Source organism: Azotobacter tropicalis (assembly GCF_059739045.1).
The window spans coordinates 169,026-188,398 of the sequence record NZ_AP046060.1 but is presented as its reverse complement, the minus strand read 5'-3'; the positions used below and the strand labels follow the sequence as shown (position 1 = coordinate 188,398).

The 19,373-nt window shown below is 63.5% G+C and carries 16 protein-coding genes, 4 pseudogenes and 1 CRISPR repeat array; of the genes and pseudogenes, 15 read left to right on the top strand and 5 right to left on the bottom strand.

The features are described 5' to 3' along the window. The first annotated feature begins 34 nt into the window (after positions 1 to 34). The 9 genes and pseudogenes from Atro_RS22865 to Atro_RS22825 form a co-directional block, all read left to right on the top strand. A complete protein-coding gene (locus Atro_RS22865) occupies positions 35 to 247 on the top strand; it encodes a transposase (RefSeq protein WP_497927754.1) in 213 nt (70 codons plus the stop codon). A gap of 213 nt (positions 248 to 460) precedes the next feature. Continuing rightward, on the top strand, positions 461 to 1,993 hold the full coding sequence (gene glpD, locus Atro_RS22860; RefSeq protein ID WP_497927753.1) for a glycerol-3-phosphate dehydrogenase: 1,533 nt from the start codon (positions 461 to 463) through the stop codon (positions 1,991 to 1,993). Positions 1,994 to 2,040: 47 nt separating this feature from the next. Beyond that, the gene (gene pyk / locus Atro_RS22855; RefSeq protein ID WP_497927752.1) at positions 2,041 to 3,486 is read left to right on the top strand and encodes a pyruvate kinase; all 1,446 of its coding nucleotides are present in this window, start codon (positions 2,041 to 2,043) and stop codon (positions 3,484 to 3,486) included. Between the two features lie 15 nt (positions 3,487 to 3,501). Then, positions 3,502 to 3,633 carry a hypothetical protein gene (locus Atro_RS22850; RefSeq protein ID WP_349618597.1) on the top strand — a complete coding sequence of 44 codons (132 nt, stop codon included), beginning with the start codon at positions 3,502 to 3,504 and terminating at the stop codon, positions 3,631 to 3,633. Further along, a complete protein-coding gene (gene eno, locus Atro_RS22845; RefSeq protein WP_497927751.1) occupies positions 3,626 to 4,945 on the top strand; it encodes a phosphopyruvate hydratase in 1,320 nt (439 codons plus the stop codon). The genes Atro_RS22850 and eno overlap by 8 nt, the downstream gene beginning before the upstream one ends. Then, positions 4,942 to 5,697, top strand: coding sequence for a triose-phosphate isomerase (gene tpiA, locus Atro_RS22840; RefSeq protein ID WP_497927750.1), 756 nt, complete (start codon positions 4,942 to 4,944; stop codon positions 5,695 to 5,697). The genes eno and tpiA overlap by 4 nt, the downstream gene beginning before the upstream one ends. Before the next feature lie 65 nt (positions 5,698 to 5,762). Further along, on the top strand, positions 5,763 to 7,388 hold the full coding sequence (locus tag Atro_RS22835; RefSeq protein WP_497927749.1) for an NADP-dependent glyceraldehyde-3-phosphate dehydrogenase: 1,626 nt from the start codon (positions 5,763 to 5,765) through the stop codon (positions 7,386 to 7,388). A gap of 406 nt (positions 7,389 to 7,794) precedes the next feature. Beyond that, the gene (gene relB, locus Atro_RS22830; protein WP_497928004.1) at positions 7,795 to 8,022 is read left to right on the top strand and encodes a type II toxin-antitoxin system RelB family antitoxin; all 228 of its coding nucleotides are present in this window, start codon (positions 7,795 to 7,797) and stop codon (positions 8,020 to 8,022) included. After that, positions 8,006 to 8,269, top strand: a pseudogene (locus tag Atro_RS22825) (type II toxin-antitoxin system RelE family toxin); the annotation flags it as partial. The gene relB and the pseudogene Atro_RS22825, both read left to right, overlap by 17 nt. A gap of 340 nt (positions 8,270 to 8,609) precedes the next feature. On the opposite strand, the pseudogene Atro_RS22820 reads toward Atro_RS22825, so the two are convergent. Continuing rightward, positions 8,610 to 8,786, bottom strand: a pseudogene (locus Atro_RS22820) (transposase); the annotation flags it as partial. Here Atro_RS22820 and Atro_RS22815 point away from each other — a divergent pair. Continuing rightward, positions 8,749 to 9,543 carry an RNA-guided endonuclease InsQ/TnpB family protein gene (locus Atro_RS22815; RefSeq protein WP_497928003.1) on the top strand — a complete coding sequence of 265 codons (795 nt, stop codon included), beginning with the start codon at positions 8,749 to 8,751 and terminating at the stop codon, positions 9,541 to 9,543. The pseudogene Atro_RS22820 and the gene Atro_RS22815 sit on opposite strands and share 38 nt — an antisense overlap. 153 nt (positions 9,544 to 9,696) lie before the next feature. On the opposite strand, the gene Atro_RS22810 is transcribed toward Atro_RS22815, so the two are convergent. From Atro_RS22810 to Atro_RS22800, 3 genes and pseudogenes are all read right to left on the bottom strand, one after another. After that, entirely contained in the window at positions 9,697 to 10,101 is a 405-nt protein-coding gene (locus tag Atro_RS22810) for a type II toxin-antitoxin system HicB family antitoxin (RefSeq protein WP_497928002.1), read from the bottom strand. Between the two features lie 30 nt (positions 10,102 to 10,131). Next, positions 10,132 to 10,316: pseudogene (locus tag Atro_RS22805) on the bottom strand (type II toxin-antitoxin system HicA family toxin). Between the two features lie 96 nt (positions 10,317 to 10,412). Then, a pseudogene (locus Atro_RS22800) lies at positions 10,413 to 10,630 on the bottom strand (IS5/IS1182 family transposase); the annotation flags it as partial. Between Atro_RS22800 and Atro_RS22795 the strand changes: the two are divergent. Then, entirely contained in the window at positions 10,618 to 11,007 is a 390-nt protein-coding gene (locus Atro_RS22795) for a phage tail terminator-like protein (RefSeq protein WP_497928001.1), read from the top strand. The pseudogene Atro_RS22800 and the gene Atro_RS22795 overlap by 13 nt on opposite strands. 73 nt (positions 11,008 to 11,080) lie before the next feature. Next, positions 11,081 to 11,278: a hypothetical protein gene (locus Atro_RS22790; RefSeq protein ID WP_497928000.1), complete on the top strand. Its 198-nt coding sequence runs from the start codon at positions 11,081 to 11,083 to the stop codon at positions 11,276 to 11,278. A 158-nt stretch (positions 11,279 to 11,436) separates the two neighbouring features. Here the strand turns inward: Atro_RS22790 and tnpA are convergent, their stop codons facing one another. Beyond that, positions 11,437 to 11,853: an IS200/IS605 family transposase gene (tnpA, locus tag Atro_RS22785; protein ID WP_497927999.1), complete on the bottom strand. Its 417-nt coding sequence runs from the start codon at positions 11,851 to 11,853 to the stop codon at positions 11,437 to 11,439. A gap of 23 nt (positions 11,854 to 11,876) precedes the next feature. Here tnpA and Atro_RS22780 point away from each other — a divergent pair, with 23 nt between their 5' ends. The 3 genes from Atro_RS22780 (at position 11,877) to cas3f (ending at position 19,234) form a co-directional block, all read left to right on the top strand. Next, complete coding sequence (locus tag Atro_RS22780) at positions 11,877 to 13,088, top strand: RNA-guided endonuclease InsQ/TnpB family protein (RefSeq protein WP_497927998.1); 1,212 nt, start codon at positions 11,877 to 11,879, stop codon at positions 13,086 to 13,088. 807 nt (positions 13,089 to 13,895) lie between these two features. Next, positions 13,896 to 14,764: a CRISPR direct-repeat array (repeat unit 28 nt; unit sequence CTTCACTGCCGTGTAGGCAGCTCAGAAA). 172 nt (positions 14,765 to 14,936) lie between these two features. Further along, on the top strand, positions 14,937 to 15,908 hold the full coding sequence (gene cas1f, locus Atro_RS22775) for a type I-F CRISPR-associated endonuclease Cas1f (protein ID WP_497927997.1): 972 nt from the start codon (positions 14,937 to 14,939) through the stop codon (positions 15,906 to 15,908). Further along, positions 15,905 to 19,234 (top strand): type I-F CRISPR-associated helicase Cas3f, encoded by a 3,330-nt coding sequence (cas3f, locus tag Atro_RS22770; protein WP_497927996.1) that lies wholly within the window; start codon positions 15,905 to 15,907, stop codon positions 19,232 to 19,234. The genes cas1f and cas3f overlap by 4 nt, the downstream gene beginning before the upstream one ends. Positions 19,235 to 19,373 lie beyond the last annotated feature (139 nt).

Genomic DNA, 19,373 nt, shown 5'->3' with positions numbered 1-19,373 from the left:
CACAAGGTGGCCGGTGTGCGAAAGGCTTCAGCAAGTGCGCGGTGCCGAGCTGCGCTATTTGCCGCCGTACAGTCCGGACTACAACCCGATCGAGCAGGTGTTCGCGAAGCTGAAGGCGCTGCTGTGCAAAACCGCCGCCCGCACGGTCGATACCCTCTGGTCGGCCATTGGCACCTTGCTGGAGCGCTTTCCGGCCGCCGAATGCGAACGCTATATCCGCCATGGCGGCTATGGCCGGTCAGGATGAAAACGCTCTAGCACCCCTTTGCTCCCGCACGCCGTCTTTTCCTCTCCTGCCAGCACCCTCCCCACGGCCTCCCTGTCCCGCTCTTTCTTACCCTCTTTCGACTGACACAATAAAGTTCGAAAACATTCATGAATAGGGGTGGAAATGTTCGTTTTGTTGCCATATTATTTTCATAACCGAACATTGATTTTCGTTTCAGCAAAGGTAACCCTCATGAGCCCTTCCAATACCTCCAATATCGAGCTCTACGATGTCGCCGTGATCGGCGGCGGTATCAATGGCGCGGGTATCGCCGCCGATGCGGCCGGCCGCGGTCTTTCGGTGTTTCTCTGCGAGCAGGACGATCTCGCCCGGCACACCTCCTCGGCCAGCAGCAAGCTGATCCATGGCGGCCTGCGCTATCTCGAACACTACGAATTCCGCCTGGTGCGTGAGGCGCTCGCCGAACGCGAGGTGCTGCTGGCCAAGGCCCCGCACATCGTCAAGCCGCTGCGCTTCGTGCTGCCGCACCGTCCGCACCTGCGTCCAGTCTGGATGATTCGTGCCGGTCTGTTTCTCTACGATCACCTGGGCAAGCGCAAGAAGCTGCCGGGCTCGCACGGCCTGCGCTTCGGTGCCCGCAGCCCGCTCAAGGCGGAGATCCGTCGTGGATTCGAATACTCCGACTGCTGGGTCGACGACGCCCGCCTGGTGGTGCTCAACGCCATGGCCGCCCGCGAGCACGGCGCCCAGGTGCAGACCCGCACTCGCTGCGTCTCCGCCAGCCGCCATCGGGACCACTGGCACCTGCAACTGGAGCGCGCCGACGGCAGTGCCTTTTCGATCCGCGCCAAGGCGCTGGTGAACGCGGCCGGTCCCTGGGTGGCGCGCTTCATCGAGACCGGCCTGCAGCAGAAGGCGCCCTACGGCATCCGCCTGATCCAAGGCAGCCACCTGATCGTGCCGCGACTCTACGAGGGCGAGCATGCCTACATCCTGCAGAACGAGGATCGGCGCATCGTCTTCGCCATTCCCTATTTGGAGCGCTTCACCTTGATCGGCACCACCGACCGCGAATACCAGGGCGACCCGGCGCAGGTACGGATCAGCGAAGAAGAGACCGACTATCTGCTTACAGTGGTCAACCGCCACTTCAAGCACCAGTTGACCCAGGACAGCATCCTGCACAGCTATTCCGGCGTACGGCCGCTGTGCAACGACGAATCCGACGACCCCTCGGCGGTGACCCGCGACTACACCCTGGCGCTGTCGGGCGATCCAGGCGAGCCACCACTGCTGTCGGTGTTCGGCGGCAAGCTCACCACCTACCGCAAGCTGGCCGAGGCGGCTCTGGAGCAGTTGGCGCCCTTCTTCCCGCAGATGGGCCCCTGCTGGACCGCTGCGAAGCCGCTGCCGGGCGGCGAGCAGATGAGCGACAGCGGCACCCTGGCCGGCCTGCTGCGCCAGCGCCACACCTGGCTCCCCTCGGAACTCGCCCAGCGCTGGGCCAGCACTTACGGCAGCCGCGCCTGGCGCCTGCTGGAAGGCGTCGATGGTCCTGTCGATCTCGGCGAGCACTTCGGCGGCACGCTGCATGCCCGCGAAGTCGACTACCTATGCGAGCAGGAATGGGCAAAGGAGGCCGAGGACATCCTCTGGCGACGCAGCAAGCTCGGCCTCTTCCTGAGTACGGAGGATCAGGAGCGTCTACGTGCCTATCTGAACGCAGCGACTCGCCGGCCCGAAGCCTGCGTCCTGGCCTCCTGACGTTGTTCCTCGACGCCCCCCAACACTCCTCTGGAGGATTCAGACCCATGCTGCGTAGAACCAAGATCGTCGCCACCCTCGGCCCGGCCACCGAAACCCCTGAGGCCATCGAAGGCCTGGTCAAGGCCGGGGTCGATGTGGTGCGCCTGAACTTCTCCCACGGCAAGGCCGAGGAACACAAGGCCCGCGCCGAGCTGGTGCGCGAGATGGCCGCCAAGCACGGGCGCTTCGTCGCCATCCTTGCCGACCTGCAAGGGCCGAAGATCCGCATCTCGCGCTTCGCCGAAGGCAAGGTGCTGCTGGAGAAGGGCCAGCAGTTCATTCTCGACGCCGCGCTGGACAAGAACGCCGGCGACGCCACCCGTGTCGGCATCGACTACGAGGCGCTGATCACCGACAGCAAGCCCGGCGACATCCTGCTGCTCGACGACGGCCGCGTGGTGCTCAAGACCCTCAAGGTCGAGGCCACCCAGCTGGTTTGCGAGGTACAGGTCGGCGGCCCGCTGTCCAACAACAAGGGCATCAACCGCCAGGGCGGCGGCCTGTCCGCCTCGGCGCTGACCGACAAGGACTGCGAGGACATCAAGACCGCCGCGAGCATGCAGGTCGACTACCTGGCGGTGTCCTTCCCGCGCGATGCCGCCGACATGCAGCACGCCCGCCGGCTGATGCAGGAAGCCGGCGGCAACGCCGGGCTGGTGGCGAAGATCGAGCGCGCCGAGGCGGTGGCCGATGCGCAGGTGCTCGACGGCATCATCCTCGCCTCCGAGGCGGTGATGGTCGCCCGCGGCGACCTGGGCGTGGAGATCGGCGACGCCGAGCTGGTCGGCGTGCAGAAGCGCATCATCGAGCGGGCGCGGGTGCTCAACCGCGCGGTGATCACCGCCACGCAGATGATGGAGACGATGATCACCCAGTCGCTGCCGACCCGCGCCGAGGTGTTCGACGTGGCCAACGCGGTGCTCGACGGCACCGACGCGGTGATGCTCTCGGCCGAGACCGCCGCCGGTTCCTACCCGGTGGAGACCGTGGAGGCCATGGGGCGGATCATCCTCGGTGCCGAGAAGCACCCGCTGGCGCACCGCTCCAAGCACCGGATGGACCAGGTGTTCCACCGCATCGACGAGACCATCGCCCTGTCGGCGATGTACGCGGCCAACCACCTGGAAGGGGTCAAGGCGATCGTCTGCCTGACCGAGAGCGGCGACACCCCGCGGCTGATGTCGCGGATCCGCTCGCACCTGCCGATCTACGCCTTCTCCCGCCATCCGCGCACGCAGAGCCGGGTGGCGCTGTTCCGCGGGGTCAACCCGATCCCCTTCGACACCGACCGGATCCCCGAGAGCGAGCTGAACGCCCGGGCGGTCAAGGAGCTGATGCAGCGCAACCTGGTGTTCGAGGGCGATCTGGTGCTGATCACCAAAGGCGCCGGCCAGGCCCAGGGCGGCACCGACACCCTGCGCATCGTGCGCGTCGGCGACGTGATCCACTGAAGGGAGGGCGATTCGATGCAAGCGAACGAACAGCAGGACTGGCCGCGCGATTTCGATATCCGCGCCTCCCATGCCGAACAACAGGAACTGCTCGCCGAGGGCGAGGCCGCGTCCACTCCCGCACAGGACCACAACAACGATGAGTAATGCCAGCACCCTGATCCAGCAGGTCGTCGCCCGCGAGATCCTCGATTCGCGCGGCAACCCCACCGTCGAGGCGGTGGTCACCCTGGCCGGCGGCGCCGTGGGCCTCGCCAGCGTGCCCTCCGGGGCCTCCACCGGCAGCCGCGAGGCCCTCGAGTTGCGCGACGGCGCGCTGCGCTACAAGGGCAAGGGCGTGATGAAGGCGGTGGACAACGTCAACGGCGCCATCCGCGAGCGGGTGCTCGGCCTCGACGCGCTCGACCAGCGCGCGGTGGACGGCGCGATGCTCGCGCTGGACGGCACCGACAACAAGGCGAGCCTCGGCGCCAACGCCGTCCTCGCCGTGTCGCTGGCCACCGCCAAGGCCGCCGCCGCGGCCCGCGGCCTGCCGCTCTACGCGCACCTGGCCGGGCTGTACGGCACCCCCGGCGAGTTCAGCCTGCCGGTGCCGATGATGAACATCCTCAACGGCGGCGAGCATGCCGACAACAACGTCGACATCCAGGAGTTCATGATCCAGCCGGTCGGCGCGGCCAGCTTCAAGGAAGCGCTGCGCATCGGCGCCGAGGTGTTCCACACCCTGAAAGCGGTGCTCTCCGAGCGCGGGCTGAGCACCGCGGTGGGCGACGAGGGCGGCTTCGCCCCCTCGCTGGCCTCCAACGAGGAAGCGCTGGTGGTGATCCAGGCGGCGGTCGAGCGCGCCGGCTACGTGCTGGGCAAGGACATCACCCTGGCCCTGGACTGCGCCGCCTCGGAGTTCTACAAGGACGGGCAGTACCGGCTGGCCGGCGAGGGCAAGAGCTTCGACAGCAAGGGCTTCGTCGACTATCTGGCGAGCCTCTGCGCGCGCTACCCGATCGTCTCGATCGAGGACGGCCTGGACGAGAGCGACTGGGCGGGCTGGGCCTACCTGACCGAGCAGCTGGGCGACAAGGTGCAACTGGTCGGCGACGACCTGTTCGTCACCAACACCAAGATCCTCAAGGAAGGCATCGAGAAGGGCATCGGCAACTCGATCCTGATCAAGTTCAACCAGATCGGCAGCCTGAGCGAAACCCTGGATGCCATCCGCATGGCGCAGCTGGCCGGCTATACGGCGGTGATCTCGCACCGTTCGGGGGAGACCGAGGACACCACCATCGCCGACCTGGCGGTGGCGACCCGCGCCGGGCAGATCAAGACCGGCTCGCTGTGCCGCTCGGACCGGGTGGGCAAGTACAACCAGCTGCTGCGCATCGAGGAAGAACTGAAGGGCAAAGCGCCCTATAGCGCCGAAGCGCTGCTGAAGCGGCGCTGCTGCGGAGGTGCGGCATGAGACGCAAACGGGTCATCGGCAACTGGAAGATGAACGGCGGCCTGGCCGCCAATGCCGCGCTGCTGGACGAACTGCTGCCGCAGCTGGCCGTGCTGGAAGGCGTCGAGCTGGCGGTCTGCCCGCCCTTCCCCTACCTGGCGCAGGTCGCCGCCCGGCTGGAAGGCTCCGGCGTGGCGCTGGGCGCGCAGAACCTCAACGTGGCGACGAAAGGCGCCTTCACCGGCGAGGTCGGCGCCGGGATGCTCAAGGAGCTGGGCTGCCGCTATGTGCTGGTCGGCCACTCGGAGCGGCGCAGCCTGTTCGGCGAGTGCGACGCGGTAGTGGCGGAGAAGTTCGCCATGGCGCTCAAGGCCGGTCTGGTGCCGGTGCTCTGCGTCGGCGAGACCTTGGCGCAGCGTCGCGACAATGTCACCGAGGCCGTCATCGCCGGACAGCTGCAGGCCGTACTGCAGCGGGTGGGCATCGCTGGAGTTGCTGCCGGAGTGATCGCCTACGAGCCAGTGTGGGCCATCGGCACCGGCGAGACCGCCACCCCCGAGCAGGCCCAGGCGGTGCACCGGCATATCCGGACCTTGCTGTTTCAACACGATCCCGTGCAGGCCGAAGCCACGTCGATCCTCTACGGCGGCAGCGTCAAGGCCGACAACGCCAGCGCGCTGTTCGCCCAGCCGGACATCGATGGCGGGCTGATCGGCGGCGCCTCGCTGGAGGCGGCCGCGTTCGCCGCGATCTGCCAGGCCGCCGCACGCTGAGCCCACTACGGCCCCCTGGGACACGCGTCCCGGGATGCCCCAGACAACGACAACAAGAGGCAGCCATGAGCATCGAAAACCATCTGCAGAACCTGTTTCCCACTGCCGCCGAGATTCCCGAGCAATACCGTCCGGGCGCGCCCCTCGAGCAGCGCGAGTACCTGATCGACGGCACGCTGCGCCGCTGGGACGGCCCGCTGGCCGCCGTGCGCAGCCCCATCCACCTGAAGACCGACAAGGGTGACGAGCAGGTCATCCTCGGCAGTACCCCGCTGCTGGATGCCGAGGCCGCGCTGACCGCCCTGGACGCCGCGGTCAAGGCCTACGACAACGGCCAGGGCCTGTGGCCGAGCCTGCCGGTGGCCGAACGCATCCAGCACGTCGAGACCTTCCTGGCCCGCATGCGCGAGCAGCGCGAGGCGGTGGTCAAGCTGCTGATGTGGGAGATCGGCAAGAACCTCAAGGATTCCGAGAAGGAGTTCGACCGCACCTGCGACTACATCGTCGACACCATCCAGGAGCTCAAGGAGCTGGATCGCCGCTCCAGCCGCTTCGAGCTGGAGCAGGGCACCCTCGGCCAGATCCGCCGCGTGCCGCTGGGCGTGGCGCTGTGCATGGGCCCCTACAACTATCCGCTGAACGAGACCTTCACCACCCTGATCCCGGCCCTGATCATGGGCAACACCGTGGTGTTCAAGCCGGCCAAGTTCGGCGTGCTGCTGATCCGCCCGCTGCTGGAAGCGTTCCGCGACAGCTTCCCGGCCGGGGTGATCAACGTCATCTACGGGCGCGGCCGCGAGACCGTCAGCGCGCTGATGGAGACCGGCAAGATCGACGTGTTCGCCTTCATCGGCACCAACAAGGGCGCCAGCGACCTGAAGAAACTCCACCCGCGCCCGCACCGCCTGCGCGCCGCGCTGGGCCTGGACGCCAAGAACCCCGGCATCGTCCTGCCGCAGGTGGACCTGGACAACGCGGTCAGCGAGGCGATCACCGGCGCCCTGTCGTTCAACGGCCAGCGCTGCACGGCGCTGAAGATCCTCTTCGTCCACGAGCAGGTGGTCGATGCGTTCCTCGAGAAGTTCAACGCCAAGCTGGCCGCGCTCAAGCCGGGCATGCCCTGGGAGCCGGGGGTGGCGCTGACCCCGCTGCCGGAGCCGGGCAAGACCGACTTCCTCGCCACCCTGGTGGCCGACGCCCGGGCCAAGGGCGCGAAGGTGGTCAACCCGGGCGGCGGCGAGGTGCGCGAAACCTTCTTCTACCCGGCGGTGCTCTACCCGGTGACCCCGGAGATGCGCGTCTACCAGGAGGAGCAGTTCGGTCCGCTGGTGCCGGTGGTGCCCTACCGCGACCTGCAGACGGTGATCGACTACGTGCGCGAGTCGGACTTCGGCCAGCAGCTGTCGATCTTCGGCAACGACCCCAAGCAGGTCGGCCGGCTGGTCGACGCCTTCGCCAACCAGGTCGGGCGGATCAACATCAACGCCCAGTGCCAGCGCGGCCCGGACAGCTTCCCGTTCAACGGCCGGAAGAACTCGGCGGAGGGGACGCTGTCGGTGTACGACGCGCTGCGGGTGTTCTCGATCCGCACCCTGGTGGCGACCAGATTCCAGGAAGACAACAAGCGGCTGATCAGCGAGATCCTGCGCAACCGTGAATCGGGCTTCCTGAGCACCGACTACATCTTCTGAGTGAAGTAGCGATGAGCACACATACCGTGACGGCTCCCCCCCTCTCGGGCGAGGCTTCCCACTTCCCAGGCTGCCACCGGCAACACACCGGATTTACGCAAGCCTCGATGGGCTGAGACGGACATTCCTTCCGCCTTCAACTTCAAAATGCTTTGCCGCTTGATGGGCAGCATTGACGTCACGGTCATGATGGGTACCGTAATTGGCACACTGCCATACGCGAGCTCCAAACGATGTTCACGCTGCGGGCCATATGCGTGCAGCTCAGAGTACAGGGCCACTTCGCAGCCCGCGCTATTCTTTCCCACACTGGAAGTACGGAGTTTGTCGAGCTTTTCGATCAATACTAGATTTGAGGTTCGGCTTAATGTGATACATTGAATACTTGTATTCACAGGAACACCCTATGGCAACGTCAATCCGACTAGCTCCCGAAATCGAGCAGCGCCTGGACTTCCTAGCCGCCAACACCGGGCGCACCAAGGCGTACTATCTGCGCGAAATCATCGAGCGTGGCCTAGACGAGATGGAAGACTACTACCTCGCAGCCGAGGTGCTAGAGCGCGTCCGCAAGGGACAAGAGTCCGTGTATTCGGCGGAGGACGTAAGGAAAGACCTTGGCCTGGACGATTGACTACACCCAGACGGCTCTCAACCAGCTACGCAAGCTCGACAAGCAATCCGCCCGGCGCATCCTCGACTTCATGGATGCGCGGGTTGCCCAGCGCGAAGATCCACGCAGTACCGGAAAGGCGCTCACTGGCCCATTGGGTGGGCTGTGGCGCTACCGAGTGGGCGACTTCCGGGTGATTTGCGAGATCCAAGATGGCGCGCTGCGCGTCTTGGTGGTGGAGCTTGGCAATCGACGTGAGGTGTATCGGGACTGCTCCCCGCCCTATCGCTTCGCTCGCAGCCAAGCTGGAAGAGCGGGGCTTATCTCGCTTTTTAATCAGCTCGCGCCTCTCAAGGCCGACAACCTCCCTCCTCTTCTGCCACTGGCATCAGCCGGCATCTTCTTGATGCTTGTGGTGCTTCGCAAATAGCGCCATAAAAGTCAAGAAAATATTCGGAACTGTGCCGCCCGGGCCCAGCAAAGCCAACCTGCGTCCCGCTACCCCTTCGCAATATCCATCAGCCTGGCCCGTAGCCACCAGATTTTAGGCGAGGGGGCTCCACCCATTTCAGCTCAGCGAACTGGGTGGAGGGGAATCGCCCCGAAACTCAGCTCTCCGGTCGCGCCTGCTGCTGAATGTACTGTTGGATGATTTCCAGCGGCGCACCGCCGCAACTCAGGATGCAGTAGCTTCGACTCCAAAGCGTTGGCTTGCTGTAGTACCGATCCAAGTGCTCCCGGAACTCATTGCGCAGCCGGCGACTGGTCCCTGTTTTCAAGGCGTGGCTGTCACTGACGGTCGAGCCTGAAGTGATCGTGCGTGAGCGCACCCGTCATGCCGCCATCGGAATCGACTGGGGCGTGGAGCACCTGCTAACCATCGCCGATCACGAAGGCGGCTCCAGTCACAAGGAAAATCCGCGTTGGTACCGGCAGAAAGCGGACGAAATCGCTCGACTGCAACAGGCTGTCAACCGCAAGAAACGTGGCTCCAACCGGCGCAAACGCGCCATTCAGAAACTGGCCCGAGCCAGGTCGAGACAGGCACGGCAGCGCCTGGAGCACCATCACCAGCTCAGCGCCCGGCTGGCCAGAGAAAACGCACTGGTCGTGATGGAAGAACTCACGATCAAGAACATGACCCGCAGTGCGAAAGGGACCGCCGAGGAACCCGGCAAGAATGTCCGGCAAAAGGCCGGGCTGAACCGGGAGATTCTGGATACGGCACCCGCGCAACTGATTCAACTGATTCAACTGATTCGCTATAAAGTGACGGAAACTGGTGGCGAGTTCGTTGATGCACCGACGCGAAAGCTCAAGCCGAGCCAGACCTGCCCCGCCTGCGGCCGGACAGCACGTAAGGTGCTGGATGACAGGATTCACGACTGCCCCTGTGGGCACAGTGAACCCCGAGATTTGGCATCGGCAAGGGTTGTGCTTAATTGGGCACTGTTCGGATCTCCGACAGCGCCAATCTGGTCAGGAATTGGCCGTGACAGGGATGCCAGCGGCAACCCTGTGAAACTCCATCCAATTGCGTAGCAACTGGGTGGAGTAGTTCATAGCAACGATTTCAATAACCATCGGCGCCCTCCTTGGCGTCTTTTTTTCTCGAAGGTAGCAGGCGCTCGGCACTATGGAATGACGATGCACTCAAGGTGCAGTCTGGTTCACCCTCACTGGCGAGCTTTCCCTTCAAGCATGTTGCAACACCCGCAGCGCCGCCGCAGCCAGGAATCCAGAGCGGCTCTTCTGCTCCGGATGGGCCTTCACGTAGGCATCGATCCGCGCCAGCAAGTGCTCCGGCAGCGTGGCGTTAAAGCGCACTGCCTTCCCCAAGTAGGGCATCACATCGAAGTCGACCAGCGCCCACACGCCGCCGGCATAGTCCGGGTTCGCCGCGTGCACATCGATCTCCTGCGGCTGCGGCAGCGGCTCGCCATCGGCCAGCAGCCCCTCGAAATGCAACTCCAGCGCCTCACGGACATTCTCCAGCGCTTCGGCCATCGTCTCGCCAGCCGAGAAGCAGCCTGGCACGTCCGGTACGGTCACGCCGTAGTCGCTGATCTGCTCTTTGTGAATAACGACGGGATATTTCATGTGCGCCCCTCTCGGCGGGTGTAATCAGCCTCACTTGAGTCCGGCCTGTTTCAGGATGCTCTGCCAGGTACCTTTCGGCAGATCCGATTTCGGGTGCGGCACCGTCACCCTCCCCGGCTTGGTCGGATGCTTGAACTGGTGGTGGCTACCCTTCACCGCTACTTCGTACCAACACCATCTGCCTCCAGCAGCTCGATCACATCCCGACTTCGCATCATCGCCTCCTCGCGCTGCATGGTGTGCATTATACACACTGGCGCACGACAAGCACACACCATACACACCCAAGCACAGCCAGCCACCGTGCACGACTAACAAAACCCTGGCAGGTTCCTAACGCAAATAATGCTGCAAGCCAGGGACAGCATGGCCTGATGGATATCGCGCCTGCGCTCGAATCGGATGCACAGTTTGCTCATGCCAACCAAGCATGGATACGCTCAACAACTCAGAGTCGCTCCTTGCTTTCCACGCCTTTGCAGGCGATGCAGGCCTTGATGCCGCGCGTCCTCAGGTGTGGTCGGTAGCGTCCAAAGCGAGCAACACATCGCCATCCGCTCGCTGCCTATCGCCTGGCAGAACGTGTCGTTTACACCTCCGGCATCCGGTATCTGCCTATGGGCCTTCCTGCTGCCGGCTGATACCGACAGCCCCAATCTGGAAGGAAAGCATCGGCAGTGCGTCGGCGTGTTCCAAGTGTCGATCATCGTGCCAAACGGGCAGGGCTCTGGCGATGCCGAGCACCTGGCCGCAGACCTGGATGCCGAACGCCCCGTGAACCTGCGCCTGACTGCCGGCGCCTTCGCCGTGCAGATCGTCTCGCCCTGCAGTCAGGGCTCGGCGATCCCGGATGATACATACATAACGCTACCAATGAGCTTCATCTATCGGGCTGATACCACTTGATAGAACTCTTCGTCGACTACCTTGCCTCAATACAGAGCGCCCATTGGAGAAGCACTGTTGTATAGGAGCGGCCATGTGGACAGACGAAGACAAGTTCGACCTTGAGCATCAAGGTCTTCTGGATAGCGAGGCAGACAAGTTTTTGACGAAGCTTGAGGATGATGGTCTCGACTATTCGTTCGAGGACGAAGTCTTGGAAACCCTGGTAGAACTAGAGCCAGAAGATGAAGACGGCTGGGATGAGGACATCGAAAGCTGGCATGACCTGTGACTGCTCGTCCTGATGGGCGAGACTTCCCACCTCTCAGGAATCACAACCAAGCCTTGGCCCTTGTCCGCCGGCGGCTGATTGATCCGATGCGCGGCAAACCTCGCCCTTCAGGGCGGGGAAGGATAGCGCGGACGGCATAGCCGTCCTCGGGTTTGCCCTCAATGAGGCGTCTGCTGCTGCTCGATGTACTGGCGGACGACTTCGATGGGCGCACCGCCGCAGCTGCCGGCGAAATAGCTCGGTGACCAGAGCGCACCCCCCCACAGCTTCTTGCGGATGCTGGGGTAGTTTTTTCTGCGGATCATGCGACTGGAGACGCCTTTCAGGCTGTTCACAAGGCTGGAGATGGCCACCTTCGGCGGATAGTTCACCAGCAGATGCACATGGTCATCCTCGCCATCAAACCCCACCAGTTCCGCCTCGAAGTCGGCGCAAACGCTGGCGAAGATGCCATGCAGGTCATCGAGAATGTCTTTGCTGAAGACTTCGCGCCGATATTTTGTCACGAAGACCAAGTGGACATGCATCAGGAAGACGCAGTGTCTACCGCGTCTAATATCGCTTTTTAGGCTCATAGACCAAAAGTATAGTTCCGGCCATGCAGCGACTCCAGGCCTTCAAATACGAACTGATGCCGACCGGCGAACAGCAGCGCCAGATGCGCCGCTTCGCGGGCTCGTGCCGGTTCGTCTTCAACCAGGCGCTGGCGTTGCAGCAGGCCAATCGGGAGGCCGGTGGCCAGTACATCGGCTATGTGGCAATGGCCAAACAGCTCACCGCCTGGCGCAACAGCGCGAAAACGAGCTGGCTGAAAGAAGCGCCCGTCCACCCCCTGCAACACGCCCTCAAAGACCTCGAAAAAGCCTACAAAAACTTCTTCGAGCAGCGCGCCGACTTTCCGCGCTTCAAGCGCAAGGGCCAGCGCGACAGCTTCCGCTATCCCGACCCCAAGCAGATCAAGCTGGATCAGGCCAACGGCCGGATCTTCCTGCCCAAGCTGGGCTGGCTGCGCTACCGCAACAGCCGGCAAGCGCTGGGCGAGTTGCGCAACGTCACGGTCAGCCTGAGTGGCGGCAGGTGGTTTGTCAGCGTACAGACCCGCCGCGAGGTGGAAATCCCCGTGTCGCAGGGTGGCGCCGTCGGTATCGACCTGGGCATCGCCCGCTTCGCCGCCTTGAGCGATGGCACGTTCTACGCGCCGCTCAACAGCTTCAAGCGCCATGAGGCCGCGCTGCGCAAGGCGCAGCAGGCCATGAGTCACAAGACGAAGTTCAGCAACAACTGGAAGCAGGCGAAAGCCCGTGTCCAGCGGATTCACGCCCGCATCGGCAACGCCCGCCGCGACTACCTGCACAAGACCTCGACCGCGATCAGCCAAAACCACGCGCTCGTGTTCGTCGAGGGCTTGCAGGTACGCAACCTGTCCAGATCGGCAGCAGGCACTACCGAGACACCGGGCAAACAGGTGCGGGCCAAGTCAGGGCTCAACCGAGCGATTCTGGACCAGGGCTGGTTCGAGTTCCGCCGCCAGCTGGACTACAAGCTGGCGTGGAACGGTGGCCATCTGATGGCAGTGCCGCCACGGAACACCAGTCGCACCTGTCCAGCCTGCGGGCATGTGTCGGCGGACAACCGCCGCACGCAGGAGCGGTTCGCCTGCGTCGAGTGCAGCTTCGAGGAAAACGCCGATCTGGTCGGCGCGATCAATGTGTTAAGGGCGGGACACGCCCGGTTAGCCTGTGAAGTGAGCGGTGCGGTCAGGCCGCCAGCAGCAGGAACCCGCCGAGGTGAGTCGGCCCTGCCGGGCTGAACACGGTAGGAATCCTCTTCCTTTCCGCCCTTGGGCGGCGAGCGTCAGCGAGAGGGAGGGGAGGATGTCAAGCCGAGACCGTTGCTTGGAGCGGTACAGACCCCCTAAGAAATAGAAGCTCTGCTACCCGAGGGAAGCGGTAGTACCAGGCACCGAGCAGCCATTGCTCACCAAGCTCAAGCGGCTCTTGGGCAAGCGCTACTGAAGCAAAGCAAGCCAGTTATTTTGCAATGCAAAATTATTTGAATTTCTTCTCTTGCTGCCTGTCTGTCTTATTAGTTCTGAGGTGCGTGACTTGCATGAGTACCTTTATCCCTCCACTTTGGAGGGATTTTTTTGCATTGCAATATAACACTAAAGACAGGTAAGTAGCTCCGCTGCCCCTCCCTGTAAGCCATCGCCTACAGCGGATGGAGCGTTCGCCCAATAGGCTCGGAACGGCCATCGGCGTAGATTGACTTCCACCAAAACGTCGAAGGAACGACGCAGGCTGACCAAGGATGGCAGCTAAGGGAAAGCCGCAGGATAAGCGGCTACTTCGTCAGGATGACGAGCACGCGGACGGAAGGAAACATGAACGGCGAGGCTAACCCCCTTGCCGTTTTTGTTTGTGCTGAGAAAACGCGGCTTGACCTCCTCGGGGTTAAGCAACGGCGCAACCGTTTCCCATGCTATGACCCTTTTTTCCAAGGTTAACTGTAGGCTCTTTAAAAACAATGACTTACATATTCGCCCAGTTTTATGGGGCACAGTGCTGCGAGCTAGATTTTTCCTTGCCAGACAAGGTGTTAGCTGTTTGAGTCGCTACTTCACTGCCGTGTAGGCAGCTCAGAAATCATGGCCACCCGTCTCCGCCAAGCGCAAAAGCTTCACTGCCGTGTAGGCAGCTCAGAAAGGCAGGACTGAAGGCTAATCAGGCGCTTCTGGCTTCACTGCCGTGTAGGCAGCTCAGAAACAGTTGCTGGGCGTCAGCAAGGTTGCGATCAGCTTCACTGCCGTGTAGGCAGCTCAGAAACTGAAACACCTGCTGCGATTGGTAGCCGGTGCCTTCACTGCCGTGTAGGCAGCTCAGAAATACGACGATAAGGAGCGCCGAATCTGGTGTAGCTTCACTGCCGTGTAGGCAGCTCAGAAAAATCCGATTTTCGGAGGTGCCAACGTGGAAAACTTCACTGCCGTGTAGGCAGCTCAGAAAAGAGCACGTCGAGGCGACTGACTGAAAAGCGGCTTCACTGCCGTGTAGGCAGCTCAGAAATCCGGGTAGATGGCCGCCAGCGTCATCGGCAGCTTCACTGCCGTGTAGGCAGCTCAGAAAGCCGAAAAATAGATATTGATTGCTACATCGAACTTCACTGCCGTGTAGGCAGCTCAGAAAGGCCTCTGCGCCGATCTATGACGAGTTGACGGCTTCACTGCCGTGTAGGCAGCTCAGAAAATGCGCCGCTGCGCGTACTCGTAGTCGCGGATCTTCACTGCCGTGTAGGCAGCTCAGAAAATTCAAGCACCCAAACGGTGTGGCGAGGATCAACTTCACTGCCGTGTAGGCAGCTCAGAAATGGAGGCCCGGAAAACCGCATCGGAACCGCTGCTTCACTGCCGTGCAGGCAGCTCAGAAAGTAGAGATGGCGGCCCTCGGGCATGCGCTCCGCTTCACTGCCACATAGGCAGCTCAAAAATGGCGAACTTCTACTCTTGATGGATCGCCAGCAACCGCCATTCCGTGTGCATTGCCATGCGCTTCTGGCTCAATCTATCTGCTTGAAAATCTTACATGTATAAATAACCAGCCTTCGCCTTATTCATACCCAAGTCCTAACATGGCGGCCTTCTGCCGGTAAGAGCTTTACCATGGACGACTTTTCCCCCTCTGACCTTAAAACCATCCTGCACTCCAAACGCGCCAACCTCTACTATCTGCAGCACTGCCGGGTGCTGGTCAACGGTGGGCGGGTCGAGTACGTGACCGACGAAGGGAGTCGCTCGCGCTACTGGAACATCCCCATCGCCAATACCACCACCCTATTGCTCGGTACCGGCACTTCGATCACCCAAGCAGCGATGCGCGAACTGGCGAAGGCCGGGGTGATGGTCGGTTTCTGTGGTGGCGGTGGCACGCCGCTGTTCGCGGCTAACGAGATGGATGTAGAGGTGGCCTGGCTCTCGCCACAGAGCGAGTACCGCCCCACCGGCCTCCTGCAGCGCTGGGTACATTTCTGGTTCGATGACGCCCGCCGGCTGGAGGCGGCGCGCCGTTTCCAACTGCTGCGTCTGCAGCGGGTGCGCGAGCAGTGGAACAGTCGTGCCCTGCGTGATGCCGGCTTTGCCCTCGACAGCGGTCAGCTCGACCAGTTGCTCGGCCGCTCGCAGCAGCTGATCCCCGACCTGCCGGACACCACTGCGCTGCTCACCGAGGAAGCGCGCCTGACCAAGGGGCTGTTCCGGCTGGCCTGCAATGCCAGCGGCTACGGTGAGTTCACCCGCGCCAAGCGCGGCACCGGCGGCGATCCGGCCAACCGCTTTCTCGATCACGGCAACTATCTGGCCTACGGCCTGGCCGCCAGTGCCTGCTGGGTGCTCGGCATTCCACACGGCCTCGCCGTGCTGCATGGCAAGACCCGGCGCGGCGGGCTGGTGTTCGATGTAGCCGATCTGGTTAAGGATGCCAGCATCCTGCCGCAGGCCTTCATCTCGGCGGTGCGCGGCGATGAAGAACAGGAGTTCCGCCAAGCCTGCATCGACAGCCTGACCCGCAGCGAATCGCTGGACTTCATGATCGCCAGCCTGCAGGACGTGGCCAGTCAGCTGGGCGGTGACGCATGAACGTGCTGCTGATCTGCCAGTGCGACAAGCGCGCGCTGGTCGAGAGTCGGCGCATCCTCGACCAGTTCGCCGAACGCTGCGGCGAGCGCAGCTGGCAGACGCCGATCACCCAGGCCGGACTTGACACCCTGCGCAAGCTGCTGAAGAAGACCGCCCGGCGCAACACCGCCGTGGCCTGCCACTGGATCCGCGGCCTCAACCACAGCGAACTGCTGTGGATCGTCGGCGACGCCAGCCGCTTTAACGAACGCGGCGCGGTGCCGACCAACACCACCAGCCGCGACATCCTGCGCCGCGACGATGAAAACGACTGGCACACAGGTGAAGACATTCGCCTGATGGCGCAGATGGCGGCGCTGCTACATGACCTAGGCAAGGCCAGTGCGGCGTTTCAGGCCAAGCTGACACGGCGACAGGCCGTGGCCGATGCTTACCGCCATGAGTGGGTGTCGCTGCGCCTGTTCGAGGCTTTCGTCGGCGCGGCGGCCAGCGATAGTGAGTGGCTGGAGCGGCTGGCCTGTGGCGATGGTCGTCAGGATGGCGACTGGCTGACACGGCTGCAGCGCGATGGCCTGCCCGGCCAGCAGGCAAAGCCTTCCGGCGCCGCACGCTTCAAGAAGTCAGTGCAGCAGGGCGGCAACCCCTTGCGTGAAGGCGGTATGCCACCGCTGGCCCAAGTGATCGGCTGGCTGGTGGTCAGCCATCACCGCCTGCCGCTGGGCGAGCTGTCGCGCCAGGATCTGCCTGCGCTGCCCACCCCGATCAATGCCGAATGGTGCGGGGCACGCAAAGATGCCAGCGAGCAGGACAGGGCTGCCTGCTGGCAGTTCGCCGAGGGCCATCTGCCCTTTGCCAGTCGCAGCTGGCGCCACCGCATTGGCGAGTGCGCGGCCAGCATGCTGCGCCATCCTGGCCTGCTGCAGCGTGCTGGTGCCATGCTGGACAACCCTTGGCTGCTGCACCTGTCGCGGCTGTCGCTGATGCTGGCCGACCACCACTACTCCAGCCTGCCGTCCTCGGCCGGGCTTGGCGATACCGGCTTTGCTGCGCATGCCAACACCGACAGGGGTGGCCAGCTCAAGCAGCGACTGGACGAGCACCTGCTGGGCGTGGCACGCGAAGCACGGCGGGTGGCGCAGGTGCTACCGCAGCTGGAGCGCCGTCTGCCGAGGCTGTCGCCACATCGCGGCTTTCGCAAGCGCAGCGCGGACCGGCGTTTTGCCTGGCAGGACAAGGCCTTCGATCTGGCCAGCAGCCTGCACGCGCCCAGCACAGCGCAGGGCTTCTTCGGCATCAACATGGCGTCCACCGGCTGCGGCAAGACGCTGGCCAATGGCCGCATCCTATATGCGCTTGCCGACCCACAGCGTGGCCCGCGCTTCAGCATCGCCCTCGGTCTGCGCACCCTGACCCTGCAGACGGGGCAGGTGTACCGGGATCGCCTCGGGCTGGATGAGGATGATCTGGCGGTGATGGTCGGAGGGGCTGCGGTGCGCCAGCTGTTCGAGGCCGGCCAGATGAGCAAGGCGGTGCAGAGCGGCAGTGAGTCGGCCGATGCACTGCTGGCTGACAACCTGCACGTTCACTACGAAAGCGCGCTGGCCGATGGCCCGCTGCAGCGCTGGCTGGAGAAGAGTCCTGCAGCGCACAAGATGGTCAGCGCGCCGATCCTCGCCTGTACCATCGATCACCTGATGCCGGCCTGTGAAAGCCTGCGCGGCGGTCACCAGATCGCGCCGATGCTGCGCCTGCTGACCAGCGATCTGGTGCTGGACGAGGTGGACGACTTCGATCTCAATGATCTGCCAGCACTGGCACGGCTGGTGTACTGGGCCGGCATGCTCGGCAGCCGGGTGCTGCTGTCGTCCGCCACCCTGCCGCCGGCATTGGTCGGCGGCCTGTTCGATGCCTACTGCGCCGGCCGCCGGGTGTATCAGGCCAATCGCGGCGAGCCGGGGCAGGCGCTGGAAATCTGCTGCGCCTGGTTCGACGAGTTCGGCTGCCAGCAGTCGCGCCACGGCAAACGCGATACGCTGCTGGCAGCTCACAGTGAGTTTGTCGGCCAGCGTGTGCAGCAACTGGCCGGGCAGGCAGTACGACGGCGTGGTCAGATCATGCCACTGGTGCTCGACAGTCGCCGTCGCCCAGAGGTCAGTCAGGAACTGGCCGCCAGTCTGCTGCCGGCGATGCTGCAGTTGCATCAGGCCCATCACACCCAGGCACCCGATGGCCGCCGGGTCAGCTGCGGCCTGCTGCGCATGGCCAATATCGAGCCGCTGACCGAGGTGGCGCAGGCGCTGTTTGCGCTGGATGCGCCGCAGGGTACGCACATCCACCTGTGCGTGTACCACTCGCGCCATCCGCTACTGCTGCGCTCGGCGCTGGAGCGCGAGTTGGACAGCCTGCTGGATCGCCACGATGCGCAGGCGCTGTTCAGTCATCCGCTGGTACGCGATGCACTGGCCGCCCATCCCGAGCAGGATCAGCTGTTCGTGGTGCTGGCCTCGCCGGTTGCCGAGGTGGGGCGCGACCACGATTACGACTGGGCCATCGTCGAGCCCTCGTCCAGCCGCTCGCTGATCCAGCTGGCCGGCCGCGTGCGTCGCCACCGCCCCGATCCTGTCGCCAGCAGCAATCTATTGCTGCTGCAGTACAACCTGCTGGCGCTGCAGGGCAGCAAGGTCGCCTTCACCCGTCCCGGCTTCGAGGAAACCGACAAGGCCCGGCTGAGCACTCACGACCTATACAACCTGATACCGGAAGAGCAATTGCAGGTCATCAACGCCGTGCCGCGTATCTGCCAGCAGGGCGAGCTGACTGACTGGCCGAGCCGTCTTGACCTGCTGGAGCACGCCCGCCTGACCGGCCTGCTGCTGGAGCAGGGGCCGCTGCCCGGTGGCGATGGCATCAACCCTCATGTGGCTGATTGGTGGGCTGCTGTCGATGGGCAACCCTCACGGCTGCATATCTGTGGTGTGCTGCAGCAGCAAACGCCTTTCCGCGCCGGTCGCCCTGACCAACCTTACGTCCTGCAGCTGGAAGACGATGACGAGGATGGCGAGCTGCAGTTCTGCCGGCTGGAACACGATGGCGAGCTGACCCGCCTGACCAATCTGCTGGAGCCACAGGGGTTGAAGTACGGCCAGCGCATGCACGCCTGGACCTGCATCGACTACCGCAGCGAACTGCTGGATCTAGCCGACCGTTTCGACCTCTCGCCCAATCAGTGCGCCCGGCGCTATGGCCAGGTGCAGCTGGCCGAGCCGAAGGACAGTAGTCAGGGCTGGGAATGGCATGAGGTGCTGGGGTTCCGGCGAAGGAAGTAGCTGTGGTTAGCGCAAGTTAGCAGAAGAGAGAAAGTTAGCCGCCCCGTCCTTGGCTATGGCCGGATAGTTATCCCGGGGCGCTGGGCTGCCTGTTCGGCAGTAAATAAGAACACTGATCGCCAGTATTTCTAAGCTGCCT